Annotated in this window: 30 protein-coding genes; 20 read left to right on the forward strand and 10 right to left on the reverse strand. The window is 29.4% G+C overall.

Annotated features, from left to right (window positions below; all coding sequences use genetic code 11):
* Positions 1–49: 49 nt before the first annotated feature.
* Both Q0617_RS10480 and Q0617_RS10485 read left to right on the forward strand, forming a co-directional pair.
* Complete coding sequence (locus tag Q0617_RS10480) at positions 50–862, forward strand: aldo/keto reductase (protein ID WP_298753206.1); 813 nt, start codon at positions 50–52, stop codon at positions 860–862.
* Between the two features lie 76 nt (positions 863–938).
* Entirely contained in the window at positions 939–1406 is a 468-nt protein-coding gene (locus tag Q0617_RS10485; RefSeq protein WP_298753207.1) for a DUF4405 domain-containing protein, read from the forward strand.
* Between the two features lie 7 nt (positions 1407–1413).
* Here Q0617_RS10485 and rny read toward each other — a convergent pair whose 3' ends face one another.
* Positions 1414–2955, reverse strand: a complete 1542-nt coding sequence (gene rny, locus Q0617_RS10490; RefSeq protein WP_298753350.1) for a ribonuclease Y — start codon at positions 2953–2955, stop codon at positions 1414–1416.
* A gap of 24 nt (positions 2956–2979) precedes the next feature.
* Positions 2980–3516, reverse strand: a complete 537-nt coding sequence (locus Q0617_RS10495; RefSeq protein WP_298753209.1) for a 5-formyltetrahydrofolate cyclo-ligase — start codon at positions 3514–3516, stop codon at positions 2980–2982.
* Between the two features lie 59 nt (positions 3517–3575).
* On the opposite strand from Q0617_RS10495, the gene Q0617_RS10500 reads away from it, so the two are divergent.
* From Q0617_RS10500 to Q0617_RS10530, 7 genes are all read left to right on the forward strand, one after another.
* Positions 3576–4118: a TlpA disulfide reductase family protein gene (locus tag Q0617_RS10500; protein WP_298753211.1), complete on the forward strand. Its 543-nt coding sequence runs from the start codon at positions 3576–3578 to the stop codon at positions 4116–4118.
* The gene (ftsY, locus tag Q0617_RS10505; protein ID WP_298753213.1) at positions 4119–5048 is read left to right on the forward strand and encodes a signal recognition particle-docking protein FtsY; all 930 of its coding nucleotides are present in this window, start codon (positions 4119–4121) and stop codon (positions 5046–5048) included. It abuts the gene before it with no gap.
* A 20-nt stretch (positions 5049–5068) separates the two neighbouring features.
* Positions 5069–5959 carry a cache domain-containing protein gene (locus Q0617_RS10510; protein ID WP_298753216.1) on the forward strand — a complete coding sequence of 297 codons (891 nt, stop codon included), beginning with the start codon at positions 5069–5071 and terminating at the stop codon, positions 5957–5959.
* Positions 5956–6618 (forward strand): response regulator transcription factor, encoded by a 663-nt coding sequence (locus tag Q0617_RS10515; RefSeq protein WP_298753218.1) that lies wholly within the window; start codon positions 5956–5958, stop codon positions 6616–6618. Before Q0617_RS10510 ends, Q0617_RS10515 begins: the two co-directional genes overlap by 4 nt.
* Positions 6605–7738: a HAMP domain-containing sensor histidine kinase gene (locus Q0617_RS10520; protein ID WP_298753219.1), complete on the forward strand. Its 1134-nt coding sequence runs from the start codon at positions 6605–6607 to the stop codon at positions 7736–7738. The genes Q0617_RS10515 and Q0617_RS10520 overlap by 14 nt, the downstream gene beginning before the upstream one ends.
* 82 nt (positions 7739–7820) lie before the next feature.
* Positions 7821–8705 (forward strand): c-type cytochrome, encoded by an 885-nt coding sequence (locus Q0617_RS10525; RefSeq protein ID WP_298753221.1) that lies wholly within the window; start codon positions 7821–7823, stop codon positions 8703–8705.
* Positions 8706–8868: 163 nt separating this feature from the next.
* Positions 8869–9894: a thioredoxin fold domain-containing protein gene (locus Q0617_RS10530; protein ID WP_298753223.1), complete on the forward strand. Its 1026-nt coding sequence runs from the start codon at positions 8869–8871 to the stop codon at positions 9892–9894.
* Here the strand turns inward: Q0617_RS10530 and Q0617_RS10535 are convergent.
* Positions 9891–10355: an RNase H family protein gene (locus tag Q0617_RS10535; protein ID WP_298753225.1), complete on the reverse strand. Its 465-nt coding sequence runs from the start codon at positions 10353–10355 to the stop codon at positions 9891–9893. The genes Q0617_RS10530 and Q0617_RS10535 overlap by 4 nt on opposite strands.
* The gene (locus tag Q0617_RS10540) at positions 10352–10903 is read right to left on the reverse strand and encodes a YqiA/YcfP family alpha/beta fold hydrolase (protein WP_298753227.1); all 552 of its coding nucleotides are present in this window, start codon (positions 10901–10903) and stop codon (positions 10352–10354) included. Before Q0617_RS10540 ends, Q0617_RS10535 begins: the two co-directional genes overlap by 4 nt.
* A gap of 79 nt (positions 10904–10982) precedes the next feature.
* Between Q0617_RS10540 and Q0617_RS10545 the strand changes: the two genes are divergently transcribed.
* Positions 10983–11849, forward strand: a complete 867-nt coding sequence (locus Q0617_RS10545) for an aldose 1-epimerase family protein (protein ID WP_298753230.1) — start codon at positions 10983–10985, stop codon at positions 11847–11849.
* 1 nt (position 11850) lies between these two features.
* Here the strand turns inward: Q0617_RS10545 and Q0617_RS10550 are convergent, their stop codons facing one another.
* The 4 genes from Q0617_RS10550 to Q0617_RS10565 all read right to left on the reverse strand — a co-directional run bounded on the left by Q0617_RS10550 (position 11851) and on the right by Q0617_RS10565 (position 15016).
* Positions 11851–12288: a nucleoside deaminase gene (locus tag Q0617_RS10550; protein WP_298753232.1), complete on the reverse strand. Its 438-nt coding sequence runs from the start codon at positions 12286–12288 to the stop codon at positions 11851–11853.
* Between the two features lie 14 nt (positions 12289–12302).
* Complete coding sequence (locus Q0617_RS10555; protein ID WP_298753234.1) at positions 12303–13223, reverse strand: sialidase family protein; 921 nt, start codon at positions 13221–13223, stop codon at positions 12303–12305.
* Between the two features lie 733 nt (positions 13224–13956).
* Complete coding sequence (locus Q0617_RS10560) at positions 13957–14211, reverse strand: hypothetical protein (RefSeq protein WP_298753236.1); 255 nt, start codon at positions 14209–14211, stop codon at positions 13957–13959.
* 148 nt (positions 14212–14359) lie between these two features.
* Entirely contained in the window at positions 14360–15016 is a 657-nt protein-coding gene (locus Q0617_RS10565) for a restriction endonuclease (protein ID WP_298753239.1), read from the reverse strand.
* A 214-nt stretch (positions 15017–15230) separates the two neighbouring features.
* Here Q0617_RS10565 and radA point away from each other — a divergent pair, with 214 nt between their 5' ends.
* On the forward strand, positions 15231–16580 hold the full coding sequence (radA, locus tag Q0617_RS10570; RefSeq protein WP_298753241.1) for a DNA repair protein RadA: 1350 nt from the start codon (positions 15231–15233) through the stop codon (positions 16578–16580).
* 25 nt (positions 16581–16605) lie between these two features.
* Here radA and Q0617_RS10575 read toward each other — a convergent pair whose 3' ends face one another.
* Positions 16606–17010 (reverse strand): thioesterase family protein, encoded by a 405-nt coding sequence (locus Q0617_RS10575; protein WP_298753242.1) that lies wholly within the window; start codon positions 17008–17010, stop codon positions 16606–16608.
* A gap of 114 nt (positions 17011–17124) precedes the next feature.
* On the opposite strand from Q0617_RS10575, the gene ybeY reads away from it, so the two are divergent.
* On the forward strand, positions 17125–17544 hold the full coding sequence (ybeY, locus tag Q0617_RS10580; protein ID WP_298753243.1) for an rRNA maturation RNase YbeY: 420 nt from the start codon (positions 17125–17127) through the stop codon (positions 17542–17544).
* A gap of 1 nt (position 17545) precedes the next feature.
* Positions 17546–18466: a calcium/sodium antiporter gene (locus tag Q0617_RS10585; protein WP_298753244.1), complete on the forward strand. Its 921-nt coding sequence runs from the start codon at positions 17546–17548 to the stop codon at positions 18464–18466.
* Between the two features lies 1 nt (position 18467).
* Here Q0617_RS10585 and Q0617_RS10590 read toward each other — a convergent pair whose 3' ends face one another.
* Positions 18468–18872 carry a Fur family transcriptional regulator gene (locus tag Q0617_RS10590; RefSeq protein ID WP_298753245.1) on the reverse strand — a complete coding sequence of 135 codons (405 nt, stop codon included), beginning with the start codon at positions 18870–18872 and terminating at the stop codon, positions 18468–18470.
* A gap of 176 nt (positions 18873–19048) precedes the next feature.
* Here Q0617_RS10590 and Q0617_RS10595 point away from each other — a divergent pair, with 176 nt between their 5' ends.
* The 7 genes from Q0617_RS10595 to Q0617_RS10625 all read left to right on the forward strand — a co-directional run bounded on the left by Q0617_RS10595 (position 19049) and on the right by Q0617_RS10625 (position 26163).
* Positions 19049–19702 (forward strand): ferritin family protein, encoded by a 654-nt coding sequence (locus Q0617_RS10595; RefSeq protein ID WP_298753246.1) that lies wholly within the window; start codon positions 19049–19051, stop codon positions 19700–19702.
* Between the two features lie 80 nt (positions 19703–19782).
* Positions 19783–21336, forward strand: a complete 1554-nt coding sequence (locus Q0617_RS10600; protein WP_298753248.1) for an endonuclease/exonuclease/phosphatase family protein — start codon at positions 19783–19785, stop codon at positions 21334–21336.
* A complete protein-coding gene (gene murJ / locus Q0617_RS10605; protein ID WP_366517903.1) occupies positions 21326–22627 on the forward strand; it encodes a murein biosynthesis integral membrane protein MurJ in 1302 nt (433 codons plus the stop codon). Before Q0617_RS10600 ends, murJ begins: the two co-directional genes overlap by 11 nt.
* An 88-nt stretch (positions 22628–22715) precedes the next feature.
* Entirely contained in the window at positions 22716–23516 is an 801-nt protein-coding gene (locus Q0617_RS10610; protein WP_298753250.1) for an SCO family protein, read from the forward strand.
* Complete coding sequence (locus Q0617_RS10615) at positions 23506–25176, forward strand: cbb3-type cytochrome c oxidase subunit I (RefSeq protein ID WP_298753251.1); 1671 nt, start codon at positions 23506–23508, stop codon at positions 25174–25176. The genes Q0617_RS10610 and Q0617_RS10615 overlap by 11 nt, the downstream gene beginning before the upstream one ends.
* Positions 25169–25843 carry a cytochrome c oxidase subunit 3 gene (locus Q0617_RS10620; protein WP_298753252.1) on the forward strand — a complete coding sequence of 225 codons (675 nt, stop codon included), beginning with the start codon at positions 25169–25171 and terminating at the stop codon, positions 25841–25843. The genes Q0617_RS10615 and Q0617_RS10620 overlap by 8 nt, the downstream gene beginning before the upstream one ends.
* On the forward strand, positions 25840–26163 hold the full coding sequence (locus Q0617_RS10625) for a cytochrome C oxidase subunit IV family protein (protein WP_298753253.1): 324 nt from the start codon (positions 25840–25842) through the stop codon (positions 26161–26163). Before Q0617_RS10620 ends, Q0617_RS10625 begins: the two co-directional genes overlap by 4 nt.

The raw sequence follows: 26163 nt of genomic DNA on the forward strand, positions 1-26163 counted from the left end.
GCATCTTATATTTTGTTATAATCAAATAAACGCAAAAATTGGATGAAAAATGAATATACCAAAACTTATATATGGAACTGCATGGAAAAAAGATCAAACTGAAAGATTAGTAGAACTTGCTGTAAAAAGTGGCTTTAGAGCTATTGATACAGCTTGTCAACCAAGACACTACCATGAAAAGGGTGTGGGTGATGCCCTACAGAGTCTTTACAAGCAAGGTTTTAAAAGAGAAGAGATATTTTTAGAAACAAAATTTACTCCAAAAGATGGACAAGATATAAATAATATCCCTTATAATCCCGATGATGCTTTAGAAAAGCAAGTATCAGACTCTTTTGAAGTGAGTTTAAAAAACCTTCAAACTTCATATTTAGACTCTTTTGTTTTACACTCTCCTATTTTCCCTTTTAATCATATGATGAAAGTGTGGAAAGTCATGGAAAGCTTTTATGAAAAAGGAAAAACAAAAAATATAGGAATAAGTAACTGCTATGATATAAGAGTTTTAAAAGCTTTATATAAAGAAGCCACAATAAAACCTACAATATTACAAAATAGATTTTATAAAGATAGTAATTATGATAAAGAGATTAGAGGGTTTTGTAAAGAAAACAGTATTACATATCTAGGTTTTTGGACACTAAGTGCCAATCCACATCTATTGGGCTCAGAAATAATAATAAATCTAGCAAGAAAATACAAAAGAACTCAAGCACAGATTTTTTATAGATTTCTTACGCAAATAGGAATCACTCCTTTAAATGGAACAACATCAAAAGAGCATATGATAGAGGATTTGGATATTTTTTCTTTTGAATTAGAAGATGATGAAATAGAGAGTATAAATATACTTTTAGACTAAATACACTTTCATTTAAGTTCTATTAATATTTTGTTAAATTAATATGCTACTATTTTAAAAAAATTAAAGGACTTTTATGAATAAAACACTTGCAACCTCTCTAACAACTACCCTATTTTTAGTCATAGCAATAAGTGGGATTATGATGTTTTTTCACTTTTATAATGGGCAAGTTAAAGAGTTACACGAGATTTTGGGACTTGTTTTTGTAGGTGCTGTAATTTTTCATGTATTTTATAACTTTAAAAGTATGAAAAACTATTTTACTAAAAGAGTTTTTATTAGTACTTTACTTTTAGCAGTTATTGTTAGTAGTGGTTTTATTATACAAAGTTCTACAAAAGGTCAAAGTCCTAAAGGAAAAATTATCCAATCAGTACTAAAAGCACCACTTAATCAATCATTTGCTCTTTTAAATATAACAAATGGTAAAGAAAAGTTGGAAAAAGAGAATTTAAAATATATAGAGACTTCATCAATAGAGGAGTTGGCTAAGCTTAATAAAACTAGCCCATTTGAGATTATTTCAATTTTAACAAGATAGAGAAACTCTATCTTGCGTAAGATTCAGCTCTTATCTCTCTGATTACATTTACTTTTATTTCACCTGGGTATTGAACTTTTTGTTCAATCTCTTCTGCAATTTCAGTTGCTAGTAAAATAGCTTCATCATCATTTACAAGTTCAGCTTTAACTATTACTCTTACTTCTCTTCCTGCATTAATAGCAAAGGCATTTATAACACCTCGTTTAGAAGTAGAGATATTTTCAACCTCTTCTACTCTTTTTAAGAAGCTTTCTAAGACTTCTCTTCTAGCCCCTGGTCTTGCAGCACTTAGTGCATCAGCTGCACAAACAGCAGCACTCTCTACATTTATAGGCTCTTCATGTCCGTGGTGGGCATAAATAGAGTTGATAACCGTTGCTGGCTCATCATATCTTCTACACATCTCTGCACCTAAATCCACATGAGATCCTGGTAAATCATGAGTCAATGCTTTTCCAATATCATGTAAAAGTCCAGCACGTCTAGCTAAAATAGCATCTCCACCCATTTGAGAAGCTAATAATCCAGCTAAATGTGATACTTCAAGGGTATGTTTAAGTGCATTTTGTCCATATGAAGCTCTATATCTTAATCTTCCCACAAGTTTTATAAGCTCTGGATGCATAGATTTAATACCTAAATCCATAATTACATCTTCACCCTCTTTTAAGATATTTTTATCAAACTCTGTTTTAACTTTGTTGTATATCTCTTCAATACGAGCAGGTTGGATTCTTCCATCTTCGAGTAAGTCAGCTATAGTTTTTGTAGCAATTGCACGTCTATAAAGGTTAAAAGAAGAGATAGTAATAGTATTTGGAGTATCATCAATAATAATATCTACACCTAAAAGCATCTCTAGGGCTTTTATATTTCTTCCCTCTTTACCAATAATTTTCCCTTTTGTCTCTTCATCATTTATAGGAATATTATTTATAAGTCTTTCAGCTGCAAACTCACCTGCATAACGAGTAACTGCATGGGAAAGCATATTGTTTACTTCTTTTTTAGCATTATCTTCTGCAAGTTTATATTTTTTTCTAAAAATAGAAGCTATTTTTGCCCTTGAGTCTTCTTCAACTTTTTCAAGCATCAACTCTCTTGCTTCATCAAGTGTTAATCCAGATGCATTTTCTAAAACTTTTAAAGCTTTTACTATTTTTTCTTCATAAGTTTTACTTTGCTTTTGTAATCCCTCTTTTAGTGAGGCTATTTTTTGATTGTTTTCAACTATTTCTTGCTTCTCTTTTTTTATTGCAGCAAGTTCTGATTCTAAATGATGATTTAAATCTTTCTCTTTTTTCTCAATCTTAGAAAACATCTCATCATATTCTCTTTTGGCGTGTTTAAACTCCCTCTCATAGTCTCTTTTTGCCTTGATTTGAGCATCTTTTAAAACTACTTCTGCCTCATGCTCAATAACTTTTGCCTTTGCTTTTGCTTGCTCTATATAAATCTCTATTTTCTCTTTATTTAACTTTTTCATTACGAAAAGTGTAATTGCTGTAGTAAGAATAGCAACCACAAACCCTTCTATTAGTAACATATCCATATTATGACCTTTTAGCTTTTAGCTAGAAATTATTATATCGGCTTTAATATCGTATTTGTCACTTAAAATTTCTGTAGTTTTGCAAAGTTTTCTTTGAGTAAAAAGTATTGTTGGCTTGTAATTTAGATTATAAAAAAACCTATCGTACATGCCTTTACCAAAACCAATTCTTTTATTTGCACCATCAATTCCCACAGCAGGAACTATTGCCAAATCAATTTTACGACTAGAAAAAGAGTTATTGGGTTCTTTTATGCCAAATTTTTTAGTTTTTAAAGGCAGCCTATATTTAACTGCTTTGAAACTAAGCCCTTCCATATATGGCACAAAAACCTGAACTCTTTTTTCTCTTCTTAATCTTTTAATCAAAGGATATACATCCACTTCTAAGTCAAGTGGGATATATAATAAAACATTTTCTTTTTTTAATTTACAAATAGTCTTATATATTTCATTAACTATTTTTTTATCTTTATAATTCTTTGTAAATCGACTAACAAATTTTAATTTTTTTATACACGATTTTCTAAAATCACTCTTGTGATTTTCTGACATATTTAAGCCTTACTTAGCTAAAATTCTTAGCTTCAAATATTTTACCAAAAGGAATTAAAATGCAGTTTAAAAAAATAGCATTTTTAACATTTTTTATAACAATATTTTTTGCAGCATGCGGAACAGATAATTCAAAAAATGATAAAAATACTAATATTGAAGAAATTAAGAACTTCAAACTTACAACAACAGAGGCTCAAACTCTAAATATCACAAGAATAGAAAATGGTTTTGTTTTTGAAGAGTATAAAGGAAAAGCCGTACTTGTGAACTTCTTTGCAACATGGTGTCAACCCTGTATTGTAGAAATTCCTTATCTAGTGCACTTAAAAGAAAAATATAAAAACGACTTTGAAATTGTTTCTGTATTACTTGAAGATAATAAGCGAAATGATAAAGTAAAAGATTTTATTAGTGAGTATAATATTAACTATGTAGTAACTAATTCTAGACAGAATTTAACTTTTTCTGATATTGTTGGTGGAGTAGAAGCGATTCCTACTATGTTTTTGTATAACAAAGAGGGTGAAATCATTCAAAAATATGTTGGAATAGTTCCAATAGAGATGATGGAAATTGATATAAAAAAGGCAATAAAATAGATGTTTAGTTTTCTAAAAAAGAATAAAGAAGAAACAATTGAAGAGAAAGAAGAGAGTAAAAGCTTTTTTTCCAATGCCTTATCAAAAACATTTGAAAATATAAAATCAGTTGTTCCTCAAAAAAAAGAGAAAATCTCTTTTGAGGATATAGAAGAGTTACTAATAGAAGCTGATATGGATTATTCTATTATTGAAAAAGCTATGGATGGACTTCCAGAGATGATAAATAGAAAACAGCTTAGACATAGGCTTGTTATGCTTTTTGAACATGCCCCAGATGTTGATATGGAAAATTTACCCTCACCTTTTATACAACTAATTATTGGTGTTAATGGTGCTGGTAAAACTACTACAATAGCAAAACTTGCAAATATGTATAAAAAAGAGAATAAAACAGTTATTTTAGGAGCTGGAGATACATTTAGAGCAGCTGCTATTGAACAACTCTCTATTTGGGCAGATAAATTAGAAGTTCCTATTATAAAAACAAAACAAGGACATGATCCAAGTGCAGTAGCATACGATACTATCTCTTCAGCTGTTGCCAAAAACTTTGACTATGCCATAATAGATACAGCAGGAAGACTACAAACTCAAACAAATCTTTCAAATGAGTTAAAAAAGATTGTAAAAGTTTGTAATAAAGCAAAAGAAGGTTCTCCCCATCAAAAGCTTATGATACTTGATGGAACACAAGGTAATACTGCTATTGAGCAAGCAAAAGCTTTCCATGAAATGGTTGGTATTGATGGAATTATTGTTACCAAACTAGATGGAACTGCAAAAGGTGGAGCACTATTTTCAATCTCAAACCAACTAGAACTTCCTATTTTTTATATAGGAGTTGGTGAAACAATGAATGATCTTATTGAGTTTTCACCAGATAGCTTTGTTGATTCACTCTTGGATGAAATTTATATAGCGGAATAAATACATAAATAGGAAATATCTTGAACTTTTTTGAATCAAAATCAAACAAATATTTCCTAGCAACTGCCCTTCTCTCACTTGTTTTCATAACTTTTATTTTTTACGTACTTCTTAATATAAATAATGAAAAAAAATTAATCTCAAAACTTGAAAACTCTTTAGTTATTACAAAGAATTTATTAGAAGAAGAAAAAAGATATGCTCTATCTTTATCAATTTTACTTGCAGAAGACAAAGAACTCATAAAGGCATACTCAAATGATGAACGACTAAAAGTATTTAACATAGTAAATAAAAAAATCAATACTCTTAAAAAACTTCAAAATACTCTTTTTGAAGTTCAAGTTCATACAAAAGAGTTAAATACCTATATAAGAAGTTGGGACTTTTCTATAAAAGATATTCCTCTATCTTCTTTTAGACAAGGTTTAGTAAAAGTAAAAGAGGATAAGAAACCTTTAGTTTCCATAGAACTTGGTAAAAGATTAAATATAAAAGCAATCTCGCCTATAATAGATAATAATAACTTTATAGGTTCTATTGAAGTAATAATAGGCTTTGAGCACATAGAAAAAGAGTTAAAACAAAAAGCATATGAACTTTGTATTTTACTGGATGATAAATACCTAAATATTGCAACTTCTTTGAAAAACAATCAAAAACTAGATGGCTTTACTTTAGTAAATCAAAAAGAAACACTACATTCTCATAAGTTTAGTCTAAAAGAATTAAAAGATTATGGCTATTTTACAAATAAAGAGTTAGGTTTTAGTTATTTTACATACTACTCACTAAAAAAAGAAAAACTTGGATATTTTATAATATCTTCAAAAAACAGTTCAAAACTGCAACTCAATGAGAATTATGAAAACATATATACAAAACAAGAAAGTAAGGTCTTTATCCAATGAATATACTTTTATTAGAAGATGATTTTGATTATAAGATAAGTATTAAAGAGTATTTAGAATCCCTAAATTATTTAGTTGATGATTTTGAGGATGGAGAAGATGCTTTAAATGCTATTTATGAAAAGTGTTATCATCTTTTAATCTTAGATATTAAAGTTCCCACAATTAGCGGATATGAGCTAGTTAAAATATTAAGAGATGATAATAAAGATATTCCTGTTATTTTTATAACCTCACTAACAGATATCAACAACTTAAGTATGGGATATGAATTAGGATGTAATGATTATATAAAAAAACCTTTTTCACCAAAAGAGTTAAAGTATAGAATTGAACAAGTTATAAAATCAACCTACTTCCATCTAAATCAAAACTTCCTAAAACTTTCTGAAGATTTCTCTTTCAATACTACAACAATGGAACTTCTACATAAAGAAGAAGTTATAAATTTGACTAAAAAAGAACAACAAGTTATTTTTTGTCTATTATGTCATAAAAGCCAATATGTCTGTATTGATACGCTTAGAGAAGAGGTCTGGGATAATAAATATATAAATGAAGCAGATATAAGAGTATGTATTAAAAACATAAGAACAAAAACCTCAAAAACATTTATAATAAATCAAAGAGGTTTAGGATACAAAATTGTTAGAGATTAAAACAAAAAATTATATTTTAAAACTAGCTCTTGGCTACTCTTTTTTAATCATAATTCTTATTTGTATTCCTGCTTATTTTTACACACAAGCAGAACTTGAAGGTTATAAATATGACCAAAATAGAGTTATGGAGATACATACTTCAAATATACAAAGAAGTATCAGTGACTTTTCAGACTCCAAAAGCGATATTTTTCACTTTCCAAAATCATTTATTTTTGATGCCTTTTTATTTGATAAGCAAAACAAACTTATCTATTCAACAAATAATAAAAGCTATGATGAAAATAGAACAAATCAACTTATAAAAAAAGTATCTTTGCAGACAAATAGACTCAATGCTAGTTATTTGGTTGTAACAAAAGACTTTAGCTATGAAGAGATTTATATCAAAATCTCTCTTTTGACACTTTGTATTGGTGTATTTATTTTTATCTCTTTGTTTTTAATCTTAAAACAGAGTATTACCCCATATAAAAAAGCAAATGAATACCTTGATGCCTTTTTTAATGATGCCATGCATGAACTAAAAACACCCCTTGGAGTTATGCAATTAAATCTAGAGATGTTAGAATCAAAACAAAAAGAGTCTAAAGAGATCACCCGCTCACTCAATGGTCTCAAAAACCTTCTATTTGTTTATGAAGATATTGAATATCTAATAAAAAATAAAAGAGTAACATTTACAAAAGAAGAGCTTGATTTATCTTTGTTTTTAAAACAAAGAGTTGAACTCTTCGAAAGCTTGGCAAACTCCAAAAGTATCTCTTTAGAGCTACATATCCAAGAAAATATATTTATACACATAAACAGAGCCCAAATGCAAAGAATCATAGATAACACCCTATCAAATGCAATAAAATACTCCAGTGAAAACAAAAAAATAATTGTAAGTTTAAAAAAACAGACTCAAATAGAACTTACAATTAAGGATTTTGGCAAAGGCATAAAAGATACATCAACAATTTTCAATAGATATTACAGGGAAGATTCTATAAAAGGTGGCTTTGGTATTGGTCTAAATATTGTGAAAAATATTTGTGAAGAAAATAACATCAAAATAGAAGTAAAATCAAAACTAAATGAAGGTAGTACTTTTAATTATATCTTACAATCTTAATTTATACTTAAATTATAAACTATAAAACAAACTTTCAACTTACATTAAATTGTTACAATATCTCAAATCAAAAGGAGATAGTATGAAAAAGCTAATTTCAATACTAGCATTAAGTCTAGTTGTATATGCACAAGTACCTGATGCACCAACAGTATACCCAGAAGGTGAATTAGGAAGAATGGTTAAACTTGGTGAAGAAATCATCATGAAAACAAATACCCATGAACTGACAAAAGATTATGTGGGCAATAGTTTGACATGTTCAAATTGTCATTTAAATGGTGGTAAAGATAAAGCAATAGGTACATTTATAGGAACAGCAACTGCCTTTCCTGCTTATTCAAAAAGAGAAAAAACAGTTCAGTCATTACAAGATAGAATAAATAACTGTTTCATGAGAAGTATGAATGGTAAAAGACCTATTGTAGACACAGAAGCATCAATTGCTATGGCTACATATATCACTTGGTTATCAGAAGATTTACCTATGAAAATGAATCCTAAAAAACCAGTAAATCCTTTTTATACTAAAAGTTGGCCAGGAACAAAAGAAGTTAAACCTTTTATAGTAAAAGCAACACATGAAAACTATCTAAATGGACAAAAACTTTACAATACGAAATGTGCAAGCTGCCATGGTATGGATGGACAAGGTGTAGCAACATTTCCACCTGTGTGGGGAAGTAATTCTTACAATACAGGAGCAGGACTTAGTAAACTTGATAAAATGGTAACTTGGATGAGAGGAAATATGCCTTTAGGAAATCCTGATTTATCTATGCAAGAGGCTGTAGATATCTCAATCTTTGTAAATGCACAAGAAAGAGATGATTTTGATTTACAAAAACGTTTATTACCAAAAGAAGAGATGGGTCACTATAACTCAAAAGTTTCAAGTGAAATGCACTCTGTAGAATCAAACTTTAAAGCCTTTGGTTTAGACTTAGCTACAATCAAAGGAAAATAAAACTTTTTATCCAAGTAGATTTCTCTACTTGGATTTAATAGTTTGTGCTCTTTATTCCATAAAGCAAAAAAGAGTTTCCTAAATTTTCTGAACTAAAATAAATTTATATTTTATTTTTAAAACATATAGGTTAATATATATAAACTTCGAAAAGGAGTCAGTTATGTATTTAAAAAAGAATTTAATAGCTCTATTTACAATGCTTTTATTTATAAGTGTACTATATGCAGAAAGTCCAAAAATTGGAGAATTCTCTGGTACAAAACAAACTACAATGCCTTCTTGGTTTATGAATAGCTTTCTTGATTTTTCTGAAGATATCGAAAGTTTAGCAAATGAGAACAAAAGACTTATACTCTTTGTAGAACAAGATAGTTGCCCCTACTGTCATGCTTTTGTAACAAAAAACTTAAGCCATACAAAAACAAAAGAAAAAGTGCAAAAACATTTTGGTGTCATTGATTTAAATATGTTTGGTGACAGAGAGGTTATAGATACTGATGGTGAAGAGTTTACAGAAAAAGAGTTTGCAAAAAAGCATAATATACAGTTCACTCCAACTATTATCTTCTTTGATGAAAACAAAAAACAGATACTAAGATTAAATGGATACATTGATATACCACAGTTTAATCTTGCCTTAGATTATATAAAAGATAAAAAAGAGACTAGTTTAACTTTTCAAGAGTATATACTCAAAAATAAAATACAAAATAGTGCTTTGATAAGTGAACCAGGTTTTTTTAAAGAGTTAAAAAATTTCATGAGAACCAAAGATTCTAAAAAAATAGCAATATTTTTTGAATCATCCAATTGTGATAATTGTGAAATACTCCATAACAAACTTTTAAAAGATAAAACTACAAGAGAACTACTCAAAAAAATAGATTTGGTTCAAGTTGATATAAACTCAAAAGAAGCTATTGTTAGTCCGGATAAGATGGTTTACAATATAAAAGATTGGATAACTATACTAAATATCACCCATACTCCTACTATCATCTTTTTTGATGAAAAAGCAAATGAGATAATGAGAATAGAAGCCATGTTTAAAAACTTTCATTTTCAAAGTATAGTTGACTATGTTGTAAGTGATGCATATAAAACTGAAAGTGAGTTTCAAAGATACCTTACCAAAAGAGCAGATAAGATAAGAGAAAAAGGTATTGATGTAAATATTTGGGATTAAGAGAGATACTCTCTTAGTGCCCTTCTTGAAGCTTTATCAACCAAGTTAAAAAGTTTATCTGTGTCATCTTTTTCTTGAGAGGGTTTATGCCCTTTTATTTTTATAAATTTACAATTTAAGCTATCGCATACTTCAAAAAAAGCTTTATAAAGATCTCTATTTTTTATATCTTTGCCAGTGCTACTTTTATAAGAGTTTTGCTCTAACTTCTCTCTTCTATTTTCTAAGCCTAAAATATTTTGGCAATCAGTATAAACTATAATCTCATTTTTTAAAATACTTTCATCAGCTAAAGCCCATAGTAAAACCTCTAACTCTAACTTTGTAGAAGATGTGTCTTCAAACTTTTTTAGCTTTATATTTTGAGTAGTTAAGTTTTCCTCATAGATAAAATAAGCCCCAAAGCCTATTTTACTTTGGGGATTTACACTTCCATCACAAAAAAGTTTTAATGTATTCATCTAAAAAACGTAGTTATTTTTCTAAAATATCTTTCAACCTCATCAAAACTATGACTACCACCTTGTTCTACTACAAGTTCTGCTTCTGGAAGTTTTTCCATTGCATCATTGTAATCTAAAACCTCATCATCCTCTTGAAGTAGTACCATAAAATTTGATTGATTTTTTATCTCACTTACGTCTATTGATTTAAGATATGTTAAGTGCTCTTTTATAACTTCAAAACTTGAATAATCATAATAGTTAGTTGCACTTCCAATTTTATCTAAAGTATCATAGGCATGAACAGCAGGATTAATTAACACTGCTTTTAAATCATATTTATTGGCTAAATAAATAGCATAATACCCACCTAAAGATGAACCTACTAAATAAACCTCTTCATCTAAAGATATATATGATTCAATAAGTTGTTCAAGTGTATTGATTGCAAGTGATGGAACATATGAAAGGGATGGAGAGATTAACTCTTCGTCAAAATACTCCTTAAAAAGTGCTGCTTTGCCACCAAGTCCAGATGATGCAAAACCATGTATATATATAATCATAAAAAAACCTTACTAATATTATTCTAATAATTTGTTTATCATAATCTAAATTTGATTATAATCAGTATAAAGGACAAATATGCAATACAAAATCTCAAATACTTTTTTAGAAGTTTCAATTAAAGATTTAGGTGCAGAACTTTGTAGTTTGAAAAAGAAATATGACTCCACTGAGTATATTTGGCAAGGTGATGAAAAATATTGGAACCGTCATGCTCCTATTTTATTTCCTATAGTTGGTAAACTTATAGACAATGAATATACATATGAAGATACTACTTACCAGATGGGACAACATGGTTTTGCTAGAGACAAAGTTTTTCAAGTATTTATACAAGAAGATGATTATATATGTTTTAAACTAGAAGATAGTATTGATACTTTAAAGTTTTATCCTTTTAAATTTGAACTATATCTAGGATATAGACTAATAAATAGCACACTTCAAGTATCTTATAAAGTAGTAAATAAATCAAAAGAAACTATGCTCTTCTCCATAGGAGCACACCCTGCTTTTAATTGGCCCCTAGAAAAAGCAAATAAGAGTGACTACTATTTTGAGTTTGAAGATACAAATGAGTTAGAAAGACTACCCTTAACCCAAGATGGAATATCAGACAATAAAGAGATACTAGATTTAGAAAACAGCAAATTATATTTAAATGAAGAACTTTTTAAAGATGATGCCCTAGTTATTGAAAACTTAGAAAATAAAACTATCACTTTAAAAAATAGTCAAGACACTAGAAGTATAAAGATGAATTTTGATGGATTTGATTATCTTGGACTTTGGTCAAAACCTAGTGGTGCACCATTTATCTGTATTGAGCCTTGGCATGGTATTGCTGATTTTATAGGACATAATAAAAAACTCGAAGAAAAAAAAGGAATAATCACTTTACTTGCAAATGAGATATTTGAAAGTAGTTATACTATTTCAATATAAACTATACTCCAATATCTTCATTCCATAACTCTGGATTGTTTTTTATAAATGTTTCCATTAGATTTATACACTCTTGATTATCTATAACTTCTACTTTTACACCTCTTGATTTAACATACTCTTCTGGTCCTTTAAATGTTTTATTTTCACCTATAACAACCTTGGGTATTCCATAAAGTAAAACTGCACCACTACACATATCACATGGAGATAAAGTAGAATACAGAGTTGCTCTTTTATAATCACTTGCCTTTATTCGTCCTGCATTTTCTAAGCAATCCATTTCTGCATGTAAAACAGAACTTCCCTTTTGTACTCTTCTATTATGTCCTCTTCCAACTATTTTTCCATCAAGCACAAGTACAGAGCCAATAGGTATTCCACCCTCAGCCATACCTTTTTTTGCTTCTTCTATTGCTACTTCTAAGAACTTATCCATATTGACTACCTCTTTTAGATTTTTACTTTAGCTAGATAAATAGATGTTTTACCCTCATGGGAAGAGTAATAACTTATCCATAATATATCCTCTTCATATACCATTCCTGCATAACTTGTATCACCACCTGATGGTAGAGCTAAAGCTTCTATTAACTCCCCTTCTTTATAATCAATCCAACACAAAGATGTTCTTGCACTTTTATGGCCAAAAAGACGAACTGCAGATAAAAACTTATCATACTTTTCTACATAAATCATCTTTGGTCCACCAATAGGAACATTTAAATCACTCCAAGACCACTCTTCATAAGGAAACTTAGAAAATCCAAGAACGGCCGCATAACTTTGAGAATCACGACGTAAAAGAGTATACATATCACCATTTTCTAAAAATACTATTGAACTCTCATTCCAATATGAATTTTGAAAAGGAAATAACTTATCTTTTGCTACTTTCCACTTTTTCCCATCTTTTGTACTATATAAACACCCTTGCTTATCTTTTCCAGTATAGCCTATACTAAAGCCAGACTTTTTATTCCAAGATACACTCCATCTCCAAGTTCCTAGACCTGTAGGACAAGTAAAGATTTCACTCCACTTTTTGCCATCCTCTGATAACCAAGAAACAGAGCGAGTTTTATGTCCTTCTATTGGCTCATGTAGCCTTATTCCAGCATTTAACATAAGTTCATTTTTAGCAGTTATAGAAAACTTACCATCACGAACATCTCCACCATCATAAGCCATAAGTGCAACAGAAGACCATCTTTTTCCATCTTTAGATCTAATAACCCGAAGCTTCCCATCCATAGACATATGTTCATTGGCTTCTCTAAAAGTACAATAAAGATAATCACCAAATCGTATCAAATCAGTAAAAGCATTGTGAGGTGATTTATCCCATATTTTTTTGACTTCTAAAAATTCCATTTATGATTCCTTGTTTGTCTATCTGTCTAATTTTATATATTATATAGAAATTGCTCTGAATATAAAACTTTATCCCTCTTGAAGAGGTAAACCTCTCCGCTTTCTTACTTTTTGATCTCGAAAAAGTAAGCAAAAAAGACTGCCAAGTTGATGAAGGCAAAGCTCCCCTACAGTTTTAAAATAAGTTTTCTGCCTTGCGAAACTCGTCGAAAAAGTCCATTTAGGACTTTTGTCTCCTCAAACAGTCCTCAGGCTTTTCCGAAAATTATTTCAAAACTTCCGGCTTCATCAAAGGCAGAAAGAAATCCCTTTAATTGTCACTTTCTCTATTTTAAAAAGTTTAAACTATCTTGCGTAAAGAAGAGTAATTAAAAGCAAAGAATCTAAACAAATCAAAAATGCAAATGTCCTTATCCCACCTTTGATACCAACATCTACAGAAGCTGAGCGTTTGTTTTATCTTTTCGGAAAAGGATTGCAACTGTTTGAGTAAATAAATATGCTAAACGCATATTTATTTATGAGTTTTGCAAGACAGGAAAGATAAAACAATAAGCGAAGGTACCCAAAGGGCTTCGCAGCCGTTGGTGGTTTTGCTTACTTTGTCCACACAAAGTAAGAAGAAGCGAAGACCGTCAGGTGTTTATGAGAATAAGGTATCTAACTTGATACAATAAAAGCTCAAAAAATCATATTATAGCTTTGTTTATACTCCTAGGTTTAGTTAGACAGTTTATTCTCTATTTGATATTAGCTCATTTACTTTTGTCATTACTCTTTGGAAATCATCTGTACCAATTGGATAAGAAGGACTTCTTCTTCCAGAAATTTTACCATCATATACCATTTGTACTTTTACTACTTCATGATTTTCATTTCCCCAACTTTCTAATCCAATTGAAATTTTATACTGTGTATTTTTTGGATGTGGTTCACTTGCCTCGACATAAATTGTTTGTTTAGCATTTGGAAAAAATGTTTTTGCCATAATCAAATCCTTTTTTACAAATTATAGCGAGTATAGTTCCAAAAGTAAACCATAGAATACCTATAGTAAACTAAAGGTTTATTTATTCTTTGTTTAACGTTAGACTCTATCCAATAAATGACCGCTAGGCATTTATTGGCAAAGGTTTTTAAGTTGCACTATACAGCTTCAGAAAAACATCTCTGAAAGTACAGCAACTTTCTTTCTCATTTACATTTGTAATCCATCCACAGGGGTCACAATAAACTATTTTATTAGCACATTTTAGGCATTCACCGATTGAATACATTGATATAATTCCATCAACTTCAAGTCCTAATCCATGTTCCCAACAAAGTAATCCAGGAACTTCTTTTCCTCGTTCATATTTATCTGTACATTCATTACATAAATCAGTAATTCGCCCATGAGGTCGTTCTTCAAAAGATGTATATGCTTTTTCCCAATTAATATGTTCAAGAGTTATTCTTCCATTAAATTCTCTAATACGCTTATAAACAGATTTTGTAAACCCACTTGAAGAAATGAATATACCAAAATCAGCTTGAACATCAGAAAACATACTTAAAAATGATTCTAGCTCTTTTATATTGACAGGTTTTGAATAATGTTTGCATTCAATCATTGTTTTTATATTATTTTCTTTAATTAAAATATCAATTTGACGGGGAATTTCTGAGTACTCTCCAACTAAATTTATATCATGTAATACTTTAGAAGATAGTGATGCATTCTTATCATGAAATATCTTGGTAATGAGCCATTCATATTGTTTCCATTGAGGTGTTTCTTTTACTGATGGCAAAATATTCCTTTTGTAACTTAACTATTTATTAATCATATATTTTATATAACTTACCCTTAAAATTATTAATATCTATACATTTTAAATGTTAGTTATTAAATAACAAAAAAATCACAAATTGCAATATTTTCAATCCCCTCCAACTTTTTATGCTAAAGTTCATAAAATTAAACAAAAATAATATAAAATCCCCTTGTGATTATAAGGAAAAAATATGGCGAAGAAAAAAACCTCTCTTTTTGAGTGTCAACACTGTGGAGAACAAAGTACAAAATGGATGGGAAAATGTCCATCTTGTGGAGGATGGGATAGCTTTGTTGAACTCAATACAGAACAACAAGAAGTATTAAAACAAACATCAAAAATAATAAACACAACATCAAAAGCAAAACCAATAACACAAATAGAACAAGATGACATCATCAGATTTTCATCAAATAACCATGAATTTGATTTAGTATTAGGTGGAGGAATAGTTCCTGGAAGCCTTACACTTATTGGTGGAAGTCCAGGGGTTGGAAAATCAACACTGCTTTTAAAAGTAGCTGGAGATATCTCACAATCAGGTAAAAAAGTTCTTTATGTATCAGGTGAAGAGAGTATGGGACAAATAAAACTGCGAGCAAATAGACTTGATGCAAATAGTGATAACCTTTATTTATTATCTGAAATCAAACTAGAAGAGATACAAGAAGAGCTATTAAGAGAAAATTATGAAGCAGTAGTAATTGACTCTATTCAAACTATATATTCAAGCTCACTAACATCAGCTCCGGGTTCTGTTTCACAAGTAAGAGAGATAACCTTTGAACTTATGCGTAAAGCAAAAGAATCTGATATCGCTATGTTTATTATTGGACATATCACAAAAGATGGAAGTATCGCAGGACCTAGAGTCTTGGAACATATGGTTGATACTGTTTTATACTTTGAAGGAGAATCTAGCAAAGAACTTAGGATGCTAAGGGGCTTTAAAAATAGATTTGGAAGTACAAGTGAGATAGGAATATTTGAGATGACAGCAGAGGGACTTATAAGTGCTAAAGATATAGCCTCTAAGTTTTTTGATAAAAGTAAACCCCAAAGTGGTTCAGCTTTAACTGTAGTTATGGAAGGCTCTCGAGCACTTATTATTGAAGTTCAAGCTTTAGTTTGTGAAAGTACTTACCCAAACCCAAAACGAAGCGCCACAGGCTTTGATGTAAATAGATTAAATATGCTCTTAGCCCTCTTAGAGAAAAAACTTGATTTACCTCTAAATCATTATGATGTATTTATAAATATAAGTGGTGGTATTAAGATAAAAGAGAGTTCTGCTGATTTGGCTGTGATTGCTTCTATTATTAGTTCATTTAGGGATAGACCTATTTCTAAAGAATCTGTATTTATTGGTGAAGTTTCACTTACTGGTGAGATAAAAGATGTATATTCTGTGGATATGAGACTAAAAGAGGCTAGTGCACAAGGTGTTACAAAAGCAATAGTTGCTTTAAAACCAAATATTAAAACAAACCTAAAAGTTTTTCCTGTGGATGAAGTGGTAAAAATGATTGAGCTATTTTAATAGCTCAATTCTTTTTATCTAAGTATTACTTTCCTACTCTTTTATTAGCGCCACTCATAAGTCTCTCTTCTGTAACTATTGCTCTTGTATGGGTTCCAGTTCCTACAACTCCTGCAGAATCCACAACTTCTAAACTAAACTTATAAAGCTTACCTTCCATACCCTCAAAAGTTGCAGTGGAAACAGCTACATCACCACTAAGTGTTGGGGCTAGATGTTTTATATTTACTTCAACTCCAACAGAAAGTTGTCCCTCTTCTAAAAATGGTAATAACATTTTTGCAGCTGAACACTCCATAAGTGCTACCATTCTTGCTGTTGCAAATACTTCTGGAAAATTATCTTCTGCTGATATTTGTAAATTCTTTGCTAAATCCTTATCTTCTACTTTATATTCTATACTAGCTTTTGTTCCAATTTCTAATGACATAGTTCTCTCCTAAAAGTTTTTATATTTTATATTGAATTAACTTAAAAATAAAAATACTCTTTATTTACTACTTTGACTAATTTTGATATAATTCGCAAAAATTAATGGATAGAAATGATTGACTTTGAAAATCAAACAGATTTAGAAATTGATATTTCATCATTTGAAATAATTCACAATGATTTAACTCCAAAAGATATTGAATTAATATTAGTAAAAAATGATGAAATACAGATTTTAAATAAAGAGCATAGAAATATAGATAAAGCTACAGATGTGCTTAGCTTTCCACTTGAATATGATATGCCAAATATGCCTTTAGGATCTATTGTTATTTCGGTTGATTTTGTAGAAGATAAAGCAAAAGAGTATAATCATAGTTTTTTAGATGAATTAACACTTCTTTTTATTCATGGACATTTGCATTTACTTGGATTTGACCACGAAAAAGACAATGGTGAACACAGAGAAAAAGAAGAAGAGTTAATCAAAAAGTACAATCTTCCAAATAGTTTAATCGTAAGGAATTCATAATATGGATATTTTAATTTTTATTGTCTCAATGACAGCCCTTATATATGGAGCTGATTTCATAATACATCAAAGTGAAAAAATAGCATTTCATTATAATATCTCACCCTTTGTTATTGGAGCTACATTAGTTGCAGTTGGTACGAGTTTACCTGAAATGGCTGTTTCTATTTCTGCTTCACTTAAAGGAAGTGCTGATATTGCTGTTGCAAATGTGATTGGAAGTACTATTTTTAATATTGCTTTGGTTTTAGGAGCAGTATTTTTATTAGCTAAAAAAATCATGCCAGATAGAGATTTATTTGCAAAAGATTCAGCATGGGCACTCTTTCCTATTTTAGTTTTTATACTTATGAGTATAGATGGAAAACTTAGTTTAGTAGATGGTATTTTATTTTTATTTTTAATGTGTGGATTCTTACTTTTTTTAATCTCATCAAATCAAGTTGAAGAACTAGACGATGAGTTAAAAAAAGAACCTTTTGGATGGGGCAAATCAGCACTATTTTTAGCATTGGGATTTATTTTAACAATCGGTGGAGCTGATTTTGCGATTAATAGTGCTTCAAGTATTGCAAGAGAGTTTGGAATTAGTGAATGGCTTATTGGATTATTTTTAGTTGCCTTTGGTACAAGTTTACCAGAACTAACTATTTCAGTAAAAGCAGCACTTAATAATCAAGCAGATTTAGCAATAGGAAATATCATAGGTTCAAATGTTGCTAACTTTACTATGGTGTTAGGAGTGGCTTCTATTGTAAACCCTCTAAATGTGGACTTAACTGGAAACTTTTTTGATATAGCAGCTGCTTTTATCTTATCACTTATGTTAGTATTTATAACTGCTAATAAGATGTATAATAAGAGTGCAGGAATTGCACTAATGGTAGTATTTGGATTAGTAATTCAAAATAGCTTTATGTAAGCTATTTTGAACACTCAGAACACACACCTGTAAAAATTACATTTGTATGTTTGATATTAAATTTACTTTGAGATTTTAATTCGTCTAAAACACTTGAAGTATCTATAACTATATCTTCGATTTTTTTACACTCTTCGCAAACTAAATGAGAATGTTCTTCTTTTATTAATTCATAAACAGATTTTTCGCTAGGTATTTTAACCTCAGATATAAAAAATTTCTCTACCATCGAATTTACATTTTTATAAATCGTTGCTAGTGAAATTGATGGAAATTTACTTAACATAATTGCATAAAGTTCATCAATATTTAGATGTCCTTTATGATAAAGTTCATCAACTATAGCTACTCTTTGAGGTGTTACTTTCAAATTAAACTCTTTTAATAATTTTGTAGAATTTTCCATGAAACCTCCTTTAAAAGTATATATTACATTTATTCTAGTATTAGAATCTTATTATAAATATGATAATATTTTGTTAAAGAAAAAAATTATTATTTAACTATTATATTATATTAAGGTATAAGTGATTATAATTATCAAAAGATAAAAATTATCCAAAACTATAAAAAGGTGAAATTATGAGAATACATGAAAGTTACAAGTGTAATATATGTGGAAACGAAGTTGAAGTATCAAAGGTAGGTGCAGGAGAGCTTTCTTGCTGTGGTCAGACTATGGAGTGTATCACAAGTGATTTAACATCTGTTGTACTTATGAAAGCTTTTGCTGGTGAGTCAATGGCAAGAAATAAGTATGAATACTTTGCTAAGATTGCTCAAAAAGAGGGATATAGAGATATTGCTGAACATTTTCAAAGAGCTGCAAACAATGAAAAAATGCATGCAAAACTAGAATTAAAAGCACACAATGTATTAAACTATGACAAAGAGTTTGGAAATACAAGTGAAAACTTACAATACGCAATTGATGGAGAGAGTTACGAAAATACAACAATGTATCCAGATTTTGCAAAGATTGCGGCAGATGAAGGACATAAAGATATTTCAAGAATGTTAACTATGATTGGTAAAATCGAAATCGAACATGAGAATATGTATAAAAATCTAAAAGACAGACTTGATAGTGGTGCTGAACATGTTAGTGAAGATGAGGAAGAAGAGTGGATTTGTGAAGTTTGTGGACATGTTCACAGAGGGAAAAAAGCTTTAAAAATGTGCCCTGTATGTAAACACCCTCAAGAGTATCAATCAAGATTGAACGCTAAAAAATAAAAACCCATTTAGGTTATTTGATTTATTGCAAATAACCTAAAACTTACCCTATTCTAATCCTTTTAACTATATAATTGCTTATGATATTAAGACTTTTAATCCTTATACTTTTTTTATATAATTTCTCTTTTTCAAAAGATTTTACAGTAGCTTCATACAACGTAGAGAATTTCTTTGATTTAAAATATGATAAGACAGAGTATAAAGAATATATTCCAAATACAAAAGCGAACTGGAATAAAAAAACATACACAACAAAATTAAACAATATATTAAAAGTAATAAATGACTTAGATAAAGATATCATAGCTTTACAAGAGATAGAATCATATGAAGCATTTAAAGATATAACACAAAATCTACCCCAATATAAATACAGTATCTTTAAAAAATACAAATCTTCAAGTATAGGTTTAGCTCTTTTAAGTAAATATGAAATCATAGATTATGAGCTTTTAGATGTTAAGCACTCAAAAGTAAACCGCCCTATTCTAAAAGTCTCAATAAATATTGATGAAAATAAATTAATAATTTTTAATAACCATTGGCCATCAAAAAGAAAAGAAGAGAGTCAAAGAGTTTTATATGCCCAAGCAATAGAAGATTATATAAAAAATTTAAATGATGATATTGACTACATCATTTTAGGAGATTTGAATTCAAACTATAATGAGTTTGAAACCTTCAAATACTCAAAACTAAACAATACATACAACCTAACGGGAATAAATGATGTACTAAATACAAGAAATAAAAATGAGTATGTGTCTATTAATAAAATTTTAAGTGAAAAAAAAAGAGTTCACTATAACCTTTGGTTGCAGTTAAACTATCAAAAAAGGTTCTCTTATAAATATAGAGGAGAAAGCCAAACCCCCGATAATATGCTTTTACCTAAATCTTTGTTTGACAATAAAAATATCTCATATGTTAATAATAGTTTTGGTATTTTTAAACCTAAATATTTAATTAATAACAATAAAATATATAGATGGGAAATGAAAAATAACATACATAAAAATAGAGGTTACTCTGATCATTTACCTATTTTTGGTACTTTTAGCACTTCAAAGCAGCCAAAAATTGAAGTTGAAAAAGTAAGCTTTATTAGTGAACTTTACTCTCAAAACAATCTTACTTATCCAATAGTATTAAAAGATATAACACTTATATATAAAACCAATGAAGTAGCAATAATAAAACAAAAAAACAATAGAGCAATTTTCATTTATAAAAATGTAGACAATTTAAAATATAACAAACTTTATACTATAAAAATAGATAAAATAAAAGAGTTTAATGGTCTTTTAGAAATAGTTGATTTTGATATTCAAGAGAGTCAAATGAGTAACTTAAATAAAAAAACTCTCTATTTAGATGCTTCAATATATGACATACAAAAGAGTAGTTTTCAAAATGAGATTATTACAAATATAACTGGAAAGATAAAAGATAAATATTTTCACTATATTTTTAAAAATGAAAATAAGAAAATAAGAATTTATTCAAAAAATAGAGAACTTTTACCAAAAAATGGGCAAAAAATCACTATAATAAATGCTCATTTAGGTTTTTATAAATCAAAACCACAAATAATAATCTATAAAAAAAGTGACTATGCATATGTTGATTAAATCAATTTTTACAAATAGTAGTGGAATTTTAGTGTCAAGAGTATTGGGTTTTGTAAGGGATTTACTTACAGCTTCTATTTTGGGAGCAAATATTTATTCTGATATATTTTTTGTAGCTTTTAAACTTCCAAATCTTTTTAGAAGAATCTTTGCAGAGGGTGCATTTACTCAAGCTTTTATTCCTGCATATGCAAATACAAAACAAAAAATCAGATTTTCAAGTGCCATATTTCTACAGTTTTTGGCTCTTATTTTATTTATTTCACTTTTGGTCACCCTATTTTCAAAGTTTGTAACACATATTATAGCCTTAGGATTTGATGAAAAAACTGTTGATTTAGCAGCACCACTTGTAGCAATTAACTTTTACTATTTACCCATGATATTTGTAGTTACTTTTATGGCTGCACTTTTACAATACAAACATCACTTTGCCACTACTGCATTTTCAACCACACTATTAAATCTAGCATTAATAGCAGCACTTCTTATATCAAAAGATTTAGATAAATATGAAATTACATATTATCTTTCATATGGAGTATTAGTTGGGGGATTGTTACAAGTATTAGTTCATCTTCTTGCAATGAAAAATAAAAACTTACTAAAAATATTTACCTTTAGAAAAGTAAATATAAAAGAAAATAAGTTTTATAAAAACTTTGTGAGTGCAACCTTGGGAAGTTCAACTTCTCATATTTCTGCTTTTTTAGATACCTGGTTAGCTTCATTTTTAGTAAGTGGTTCTATCTCTTATTTATACTACGCAAATAGAGTTTTTCAACTTCCTTTAGCACTTTTTGCCATAGCAACATCAATCGCACTTTTTCCAATGATTGCAAAATCAATTAAAAATAAAGATGAAGAAAAAGCCCTGAAACTTATGAGAAAATCAACTATTATTTTGACAATCCTACTCTCAATAGCCACTCTTATAGGAATAGTATTTGATAAATTTATTGTTGAATTACTATTTGAAAGAGGCGCTTTTACAAGTAATGATACACAAAATACAGCACTAATATTGAGTATGTATTTAATTGGACTTATTCCTTTTGGAATTGCAAAGATTTTTTCTCTGTGGTTATACTCCCATGAACAGCAATTCTTAGCTGCAAAAATTTCTATGAAAGCTCTAGCTTTTAATATAGTTTTTTCACTTCTTTTAATCAAACCATATGGAGCGGCAGGCTTAGCCTTTGCAAGTACTTTAAGTGGATTTATACTATTTTTTCTTACTATAAAAGAGTTTGGCTTTTCAAAATTCAAACTTTTATTGTTAAATAAATAATTTTTCATACATTTAAACTTAAGAATAAATTAATTTTAATAGTTCTATAATTATCGTTGTTACTCAAACTAAATAGCAGGAGTTTTCTATGTTATTAAAGTTATACTTGCTTCTTCTTACTCTAATTTGTTATACCAATGCCCAAGAAATAGAAATGAAAAATAATCTTGATCAAATTGGTGTATATGAACATCAGGGTGATACCGTACCACTACATTTAACTTTTACAGATGAATATAACAAAACAAAAACTCTCGAAGAATTTATCAGAAATAAACCAACTGTTTTAACACTCAACTATTATAGTTGTAAAGCACTATGTTCACCTCTTCTGACAGGTGTTTCGCACGTTTTAAACAAATTAGACTTAAAACCGTATGTTGATTATAATGTGCTGACTATAAGTATAGATCCAAAAGATGACCATCAAACAGCACTTGCAAAAAAACAAACTCATTTAAAAATGATAAAAAAAGATTTTCCACCTCAAACTTGGAGTTTCTTAACAGGAACGCAAGAAAACATAAACCAAATCTCAGATGCAATTGGATTTAAATATAAAAAAAGAATAAAAGATGGAGTTGTTGATTATCTTCATCCAGGCGTTATCATTGTACTTTCACCAAACGGAAAGATTTCAAGATATTTAAATGGAGTTGATTATTTACCCTTTGATTTGAAACTTGCTTTACTTGAAGCAAAAGAGGAGAGAGTTGGCCCAACAATAGCAAAAACTTTACTATTTTGTTTTGCATATGATGCAAAAAGTAAAACCTATATTTTTCAAGCAGAAAAAGTTATAGGGATTCTTATGTTTTTGATTGTTGCTATATTTTTTATCTACCTTGTAAAAACAGGTAGAAAAAAACAGGAGAAAGATGATGAATAATTTGACTCAAAAAAGCTTCTATGATGAAACACACACAGTATTTGGACATCATGACAATAAAATTCTTCAATGGATTTTTTCAATTGATCATAAAAGAATAGCTATATTATACCTAGCTGTAATGATGGCTTTTTTTGTAACAGCCATATTTATAGCCCTCTCTATGAGGATGGAACTCTTTTCCCCTGGTCAACAAATTATGGATCCAAACACTTACAACCAAGCTTTTACTCTACATGGTACTATTATGATATTTTTATTCGTAGTTCCAGGGATTCCTGCTGTTTTTGGAAACTTCCTTCTTCCACTTTTAATAGGTGCAAGAGATGTATCTTTTCCTAGATTAAACTTATTATCTTGGTGGTTATACTTACTAGGAGCAATATTAGCTGTAACTTCACTATTTGTAGGTCAAGGATTTGCTGATACTGGGTGGACATTTTATGCTCCATATAGTGTAAAAACTGGTACAAATGTTATTTTTGCACTAAGTGCTGCTTATATTTTGGGGCTTGCTTCAATCCTCACGGGAATAAATTTTGTTGTTACAATTCATAGATTAAGAGCTCCAGGTATGAACTTTTTTAAAATGCCACTTTTCGTATGGGGTTTATATTCAACAGCTTGGATTCAAATACTTGCAACTCCTGTTATTGGAATAACCTTAATCTTAGTTATCTTGGAAAGAACACTAGGTATTGGTATCTTTGACCCATCCAAAGGGGGAGATCCTATTCTTTATGAACACCTATTTTGGATATATTCTCACCCTGCTGTTTATCTTATGATTTTACCTGCATTTGGTGTAGTTTCAGAGATTCTTCCAACGTTTTGTAGAAGAACTATTTTTGGGTATAGATCAATTGCTGTTTCATCAGCAATGATTGCAATAATAGGTTATTTGGTTTGGGGACATCATCTTTTTACTTCTGGTATGAGTGAATGGACAAAAATTATATTTTCATTTTTAACATTTTTTGTTGCTATTCCTACAGGTATTAAGTTTTTTGACTGGGTTGCAACCATGTATAAAGCTTCCATAATATTTTCAACTCCGATGCTTTGGGTAATAGGTACAATAATCACTTTTGCTATAGGTGGGCTTACTGGCATCACACTAGTAACTCTTGGAGTAGATATACATTTGCATGATACATATTATGTTGTTGCTCATTTTCACTATACTATTTTTGGTGGTGTTGTATTTATGCTTTTTGCAGCTATGCACTATTGGTTTCCAAAATTCACAGGAAAAATGTACGATGAGACTAAAGCAAAAATAGCTTTTGTGGGTATTTTTATAGGATTTAATACTTTATGGTTTCCTATGTTTTTAGCAGGAGCCTTAGGAATGCCTAGAAGATACTTTGATTATTTGCCAGAATTTACAATATATCATAGAGTTGCAGGAGTTGGAGCAGTTATTACCGTAGCTAGTATTTTATTTATGCTTTATGTGCTTTATAAAGGAATAAAAAATGGTAAACCTGCTGGAAATAATCCGTGGAACTCTACAACCTTAGAGTGGCAAATAAGCTCTCCTCCACCCCTAGAAAATTTTAAACATATTCCATATATTGACTTTGGACCATATGAGTATGAAAATGGTAAACCCAAAAGAGACTTAAGTAAGATTATACAAGGAGAAGGCAATGAATAATGATAATAATAACCCGGAACTTGTATATGACAAAGAGGGGAATGCGCACGAAGTAGTTGATTTTAATAATGATGACATAGGCTCAAAACTTGGCTTCTGGCTCTTTTTATTTACAGAACTTATGCTTTTTGGTTCTATGTTTTTAGTATTTTCATTTTTCTTTTATAGATTTAGTCATGATTTCGTAATTGCATCAAGCAATCTAGATCTAACATTAGGTTCAATTAATACTGTTGTTTTACTTATAAGTACTTACTTTATGGGAATTGCATCATTAAATATGAAGTTAAATAATATAGAAAAATCAAAAAAAATGATTTATATTACAATTATATTATCACTTATTTTTTTAACAATAAAATATTTTGAGTGGATGGCAGAAATCCATCATGGAATATATCCAGATTCAGAAGCTTTAAATAAGCTAGCAAATGGGGAAATACTCTTTTTTGGTCTATATTTTACAATGACAGGTTTTCATGGTCTCCATATTATAGTTGGAATTGGAGTTATGTTGTGGGCAATAAAACTCATAAACAATAAAAAAATAAATCCCAATAAGAGTGTTGTTTTAGAAAATATTGCGTTATATTGGGATTTAGTACATCTTGTTTGGGTATTTTTATTTCCACTATTTTATATGATATCTTTTGGAGGTGAGTCATGAAAGATATAGCAATTCATGAAATGACAGCACAAAAGTATATTAAGATATTTATTGCACTAGTTATTTTAACAACTTTAACATTTTTACAACCTATGATTTTACCCTCTTCTCTTCATGGAACAGTAGTTATTCAGATTTTTATTGCATGTGTAAAAACCATCTTAATAGTTAGTTATTATATGCACTTGAAATATGAAACTGCCTTATTTAGATATATTGTTTTATTTGCTGTAGTTACCCTTGGGATATTTTTTGTAATAACGGCAACAGATGCCATATTTAGAAATGAAACATTTGATATGTTTCAAGTAGGAGGCTGA

Source organism: uncultured Arcobacter sp., assembly GCF_937982575.1.
In the GTDB taxonomy this organism is placed as follows: Bacteria; Campylobacterota; Campylobacteria; order Campylobacterales; family Arcobacteraceae; genus Arcobacter.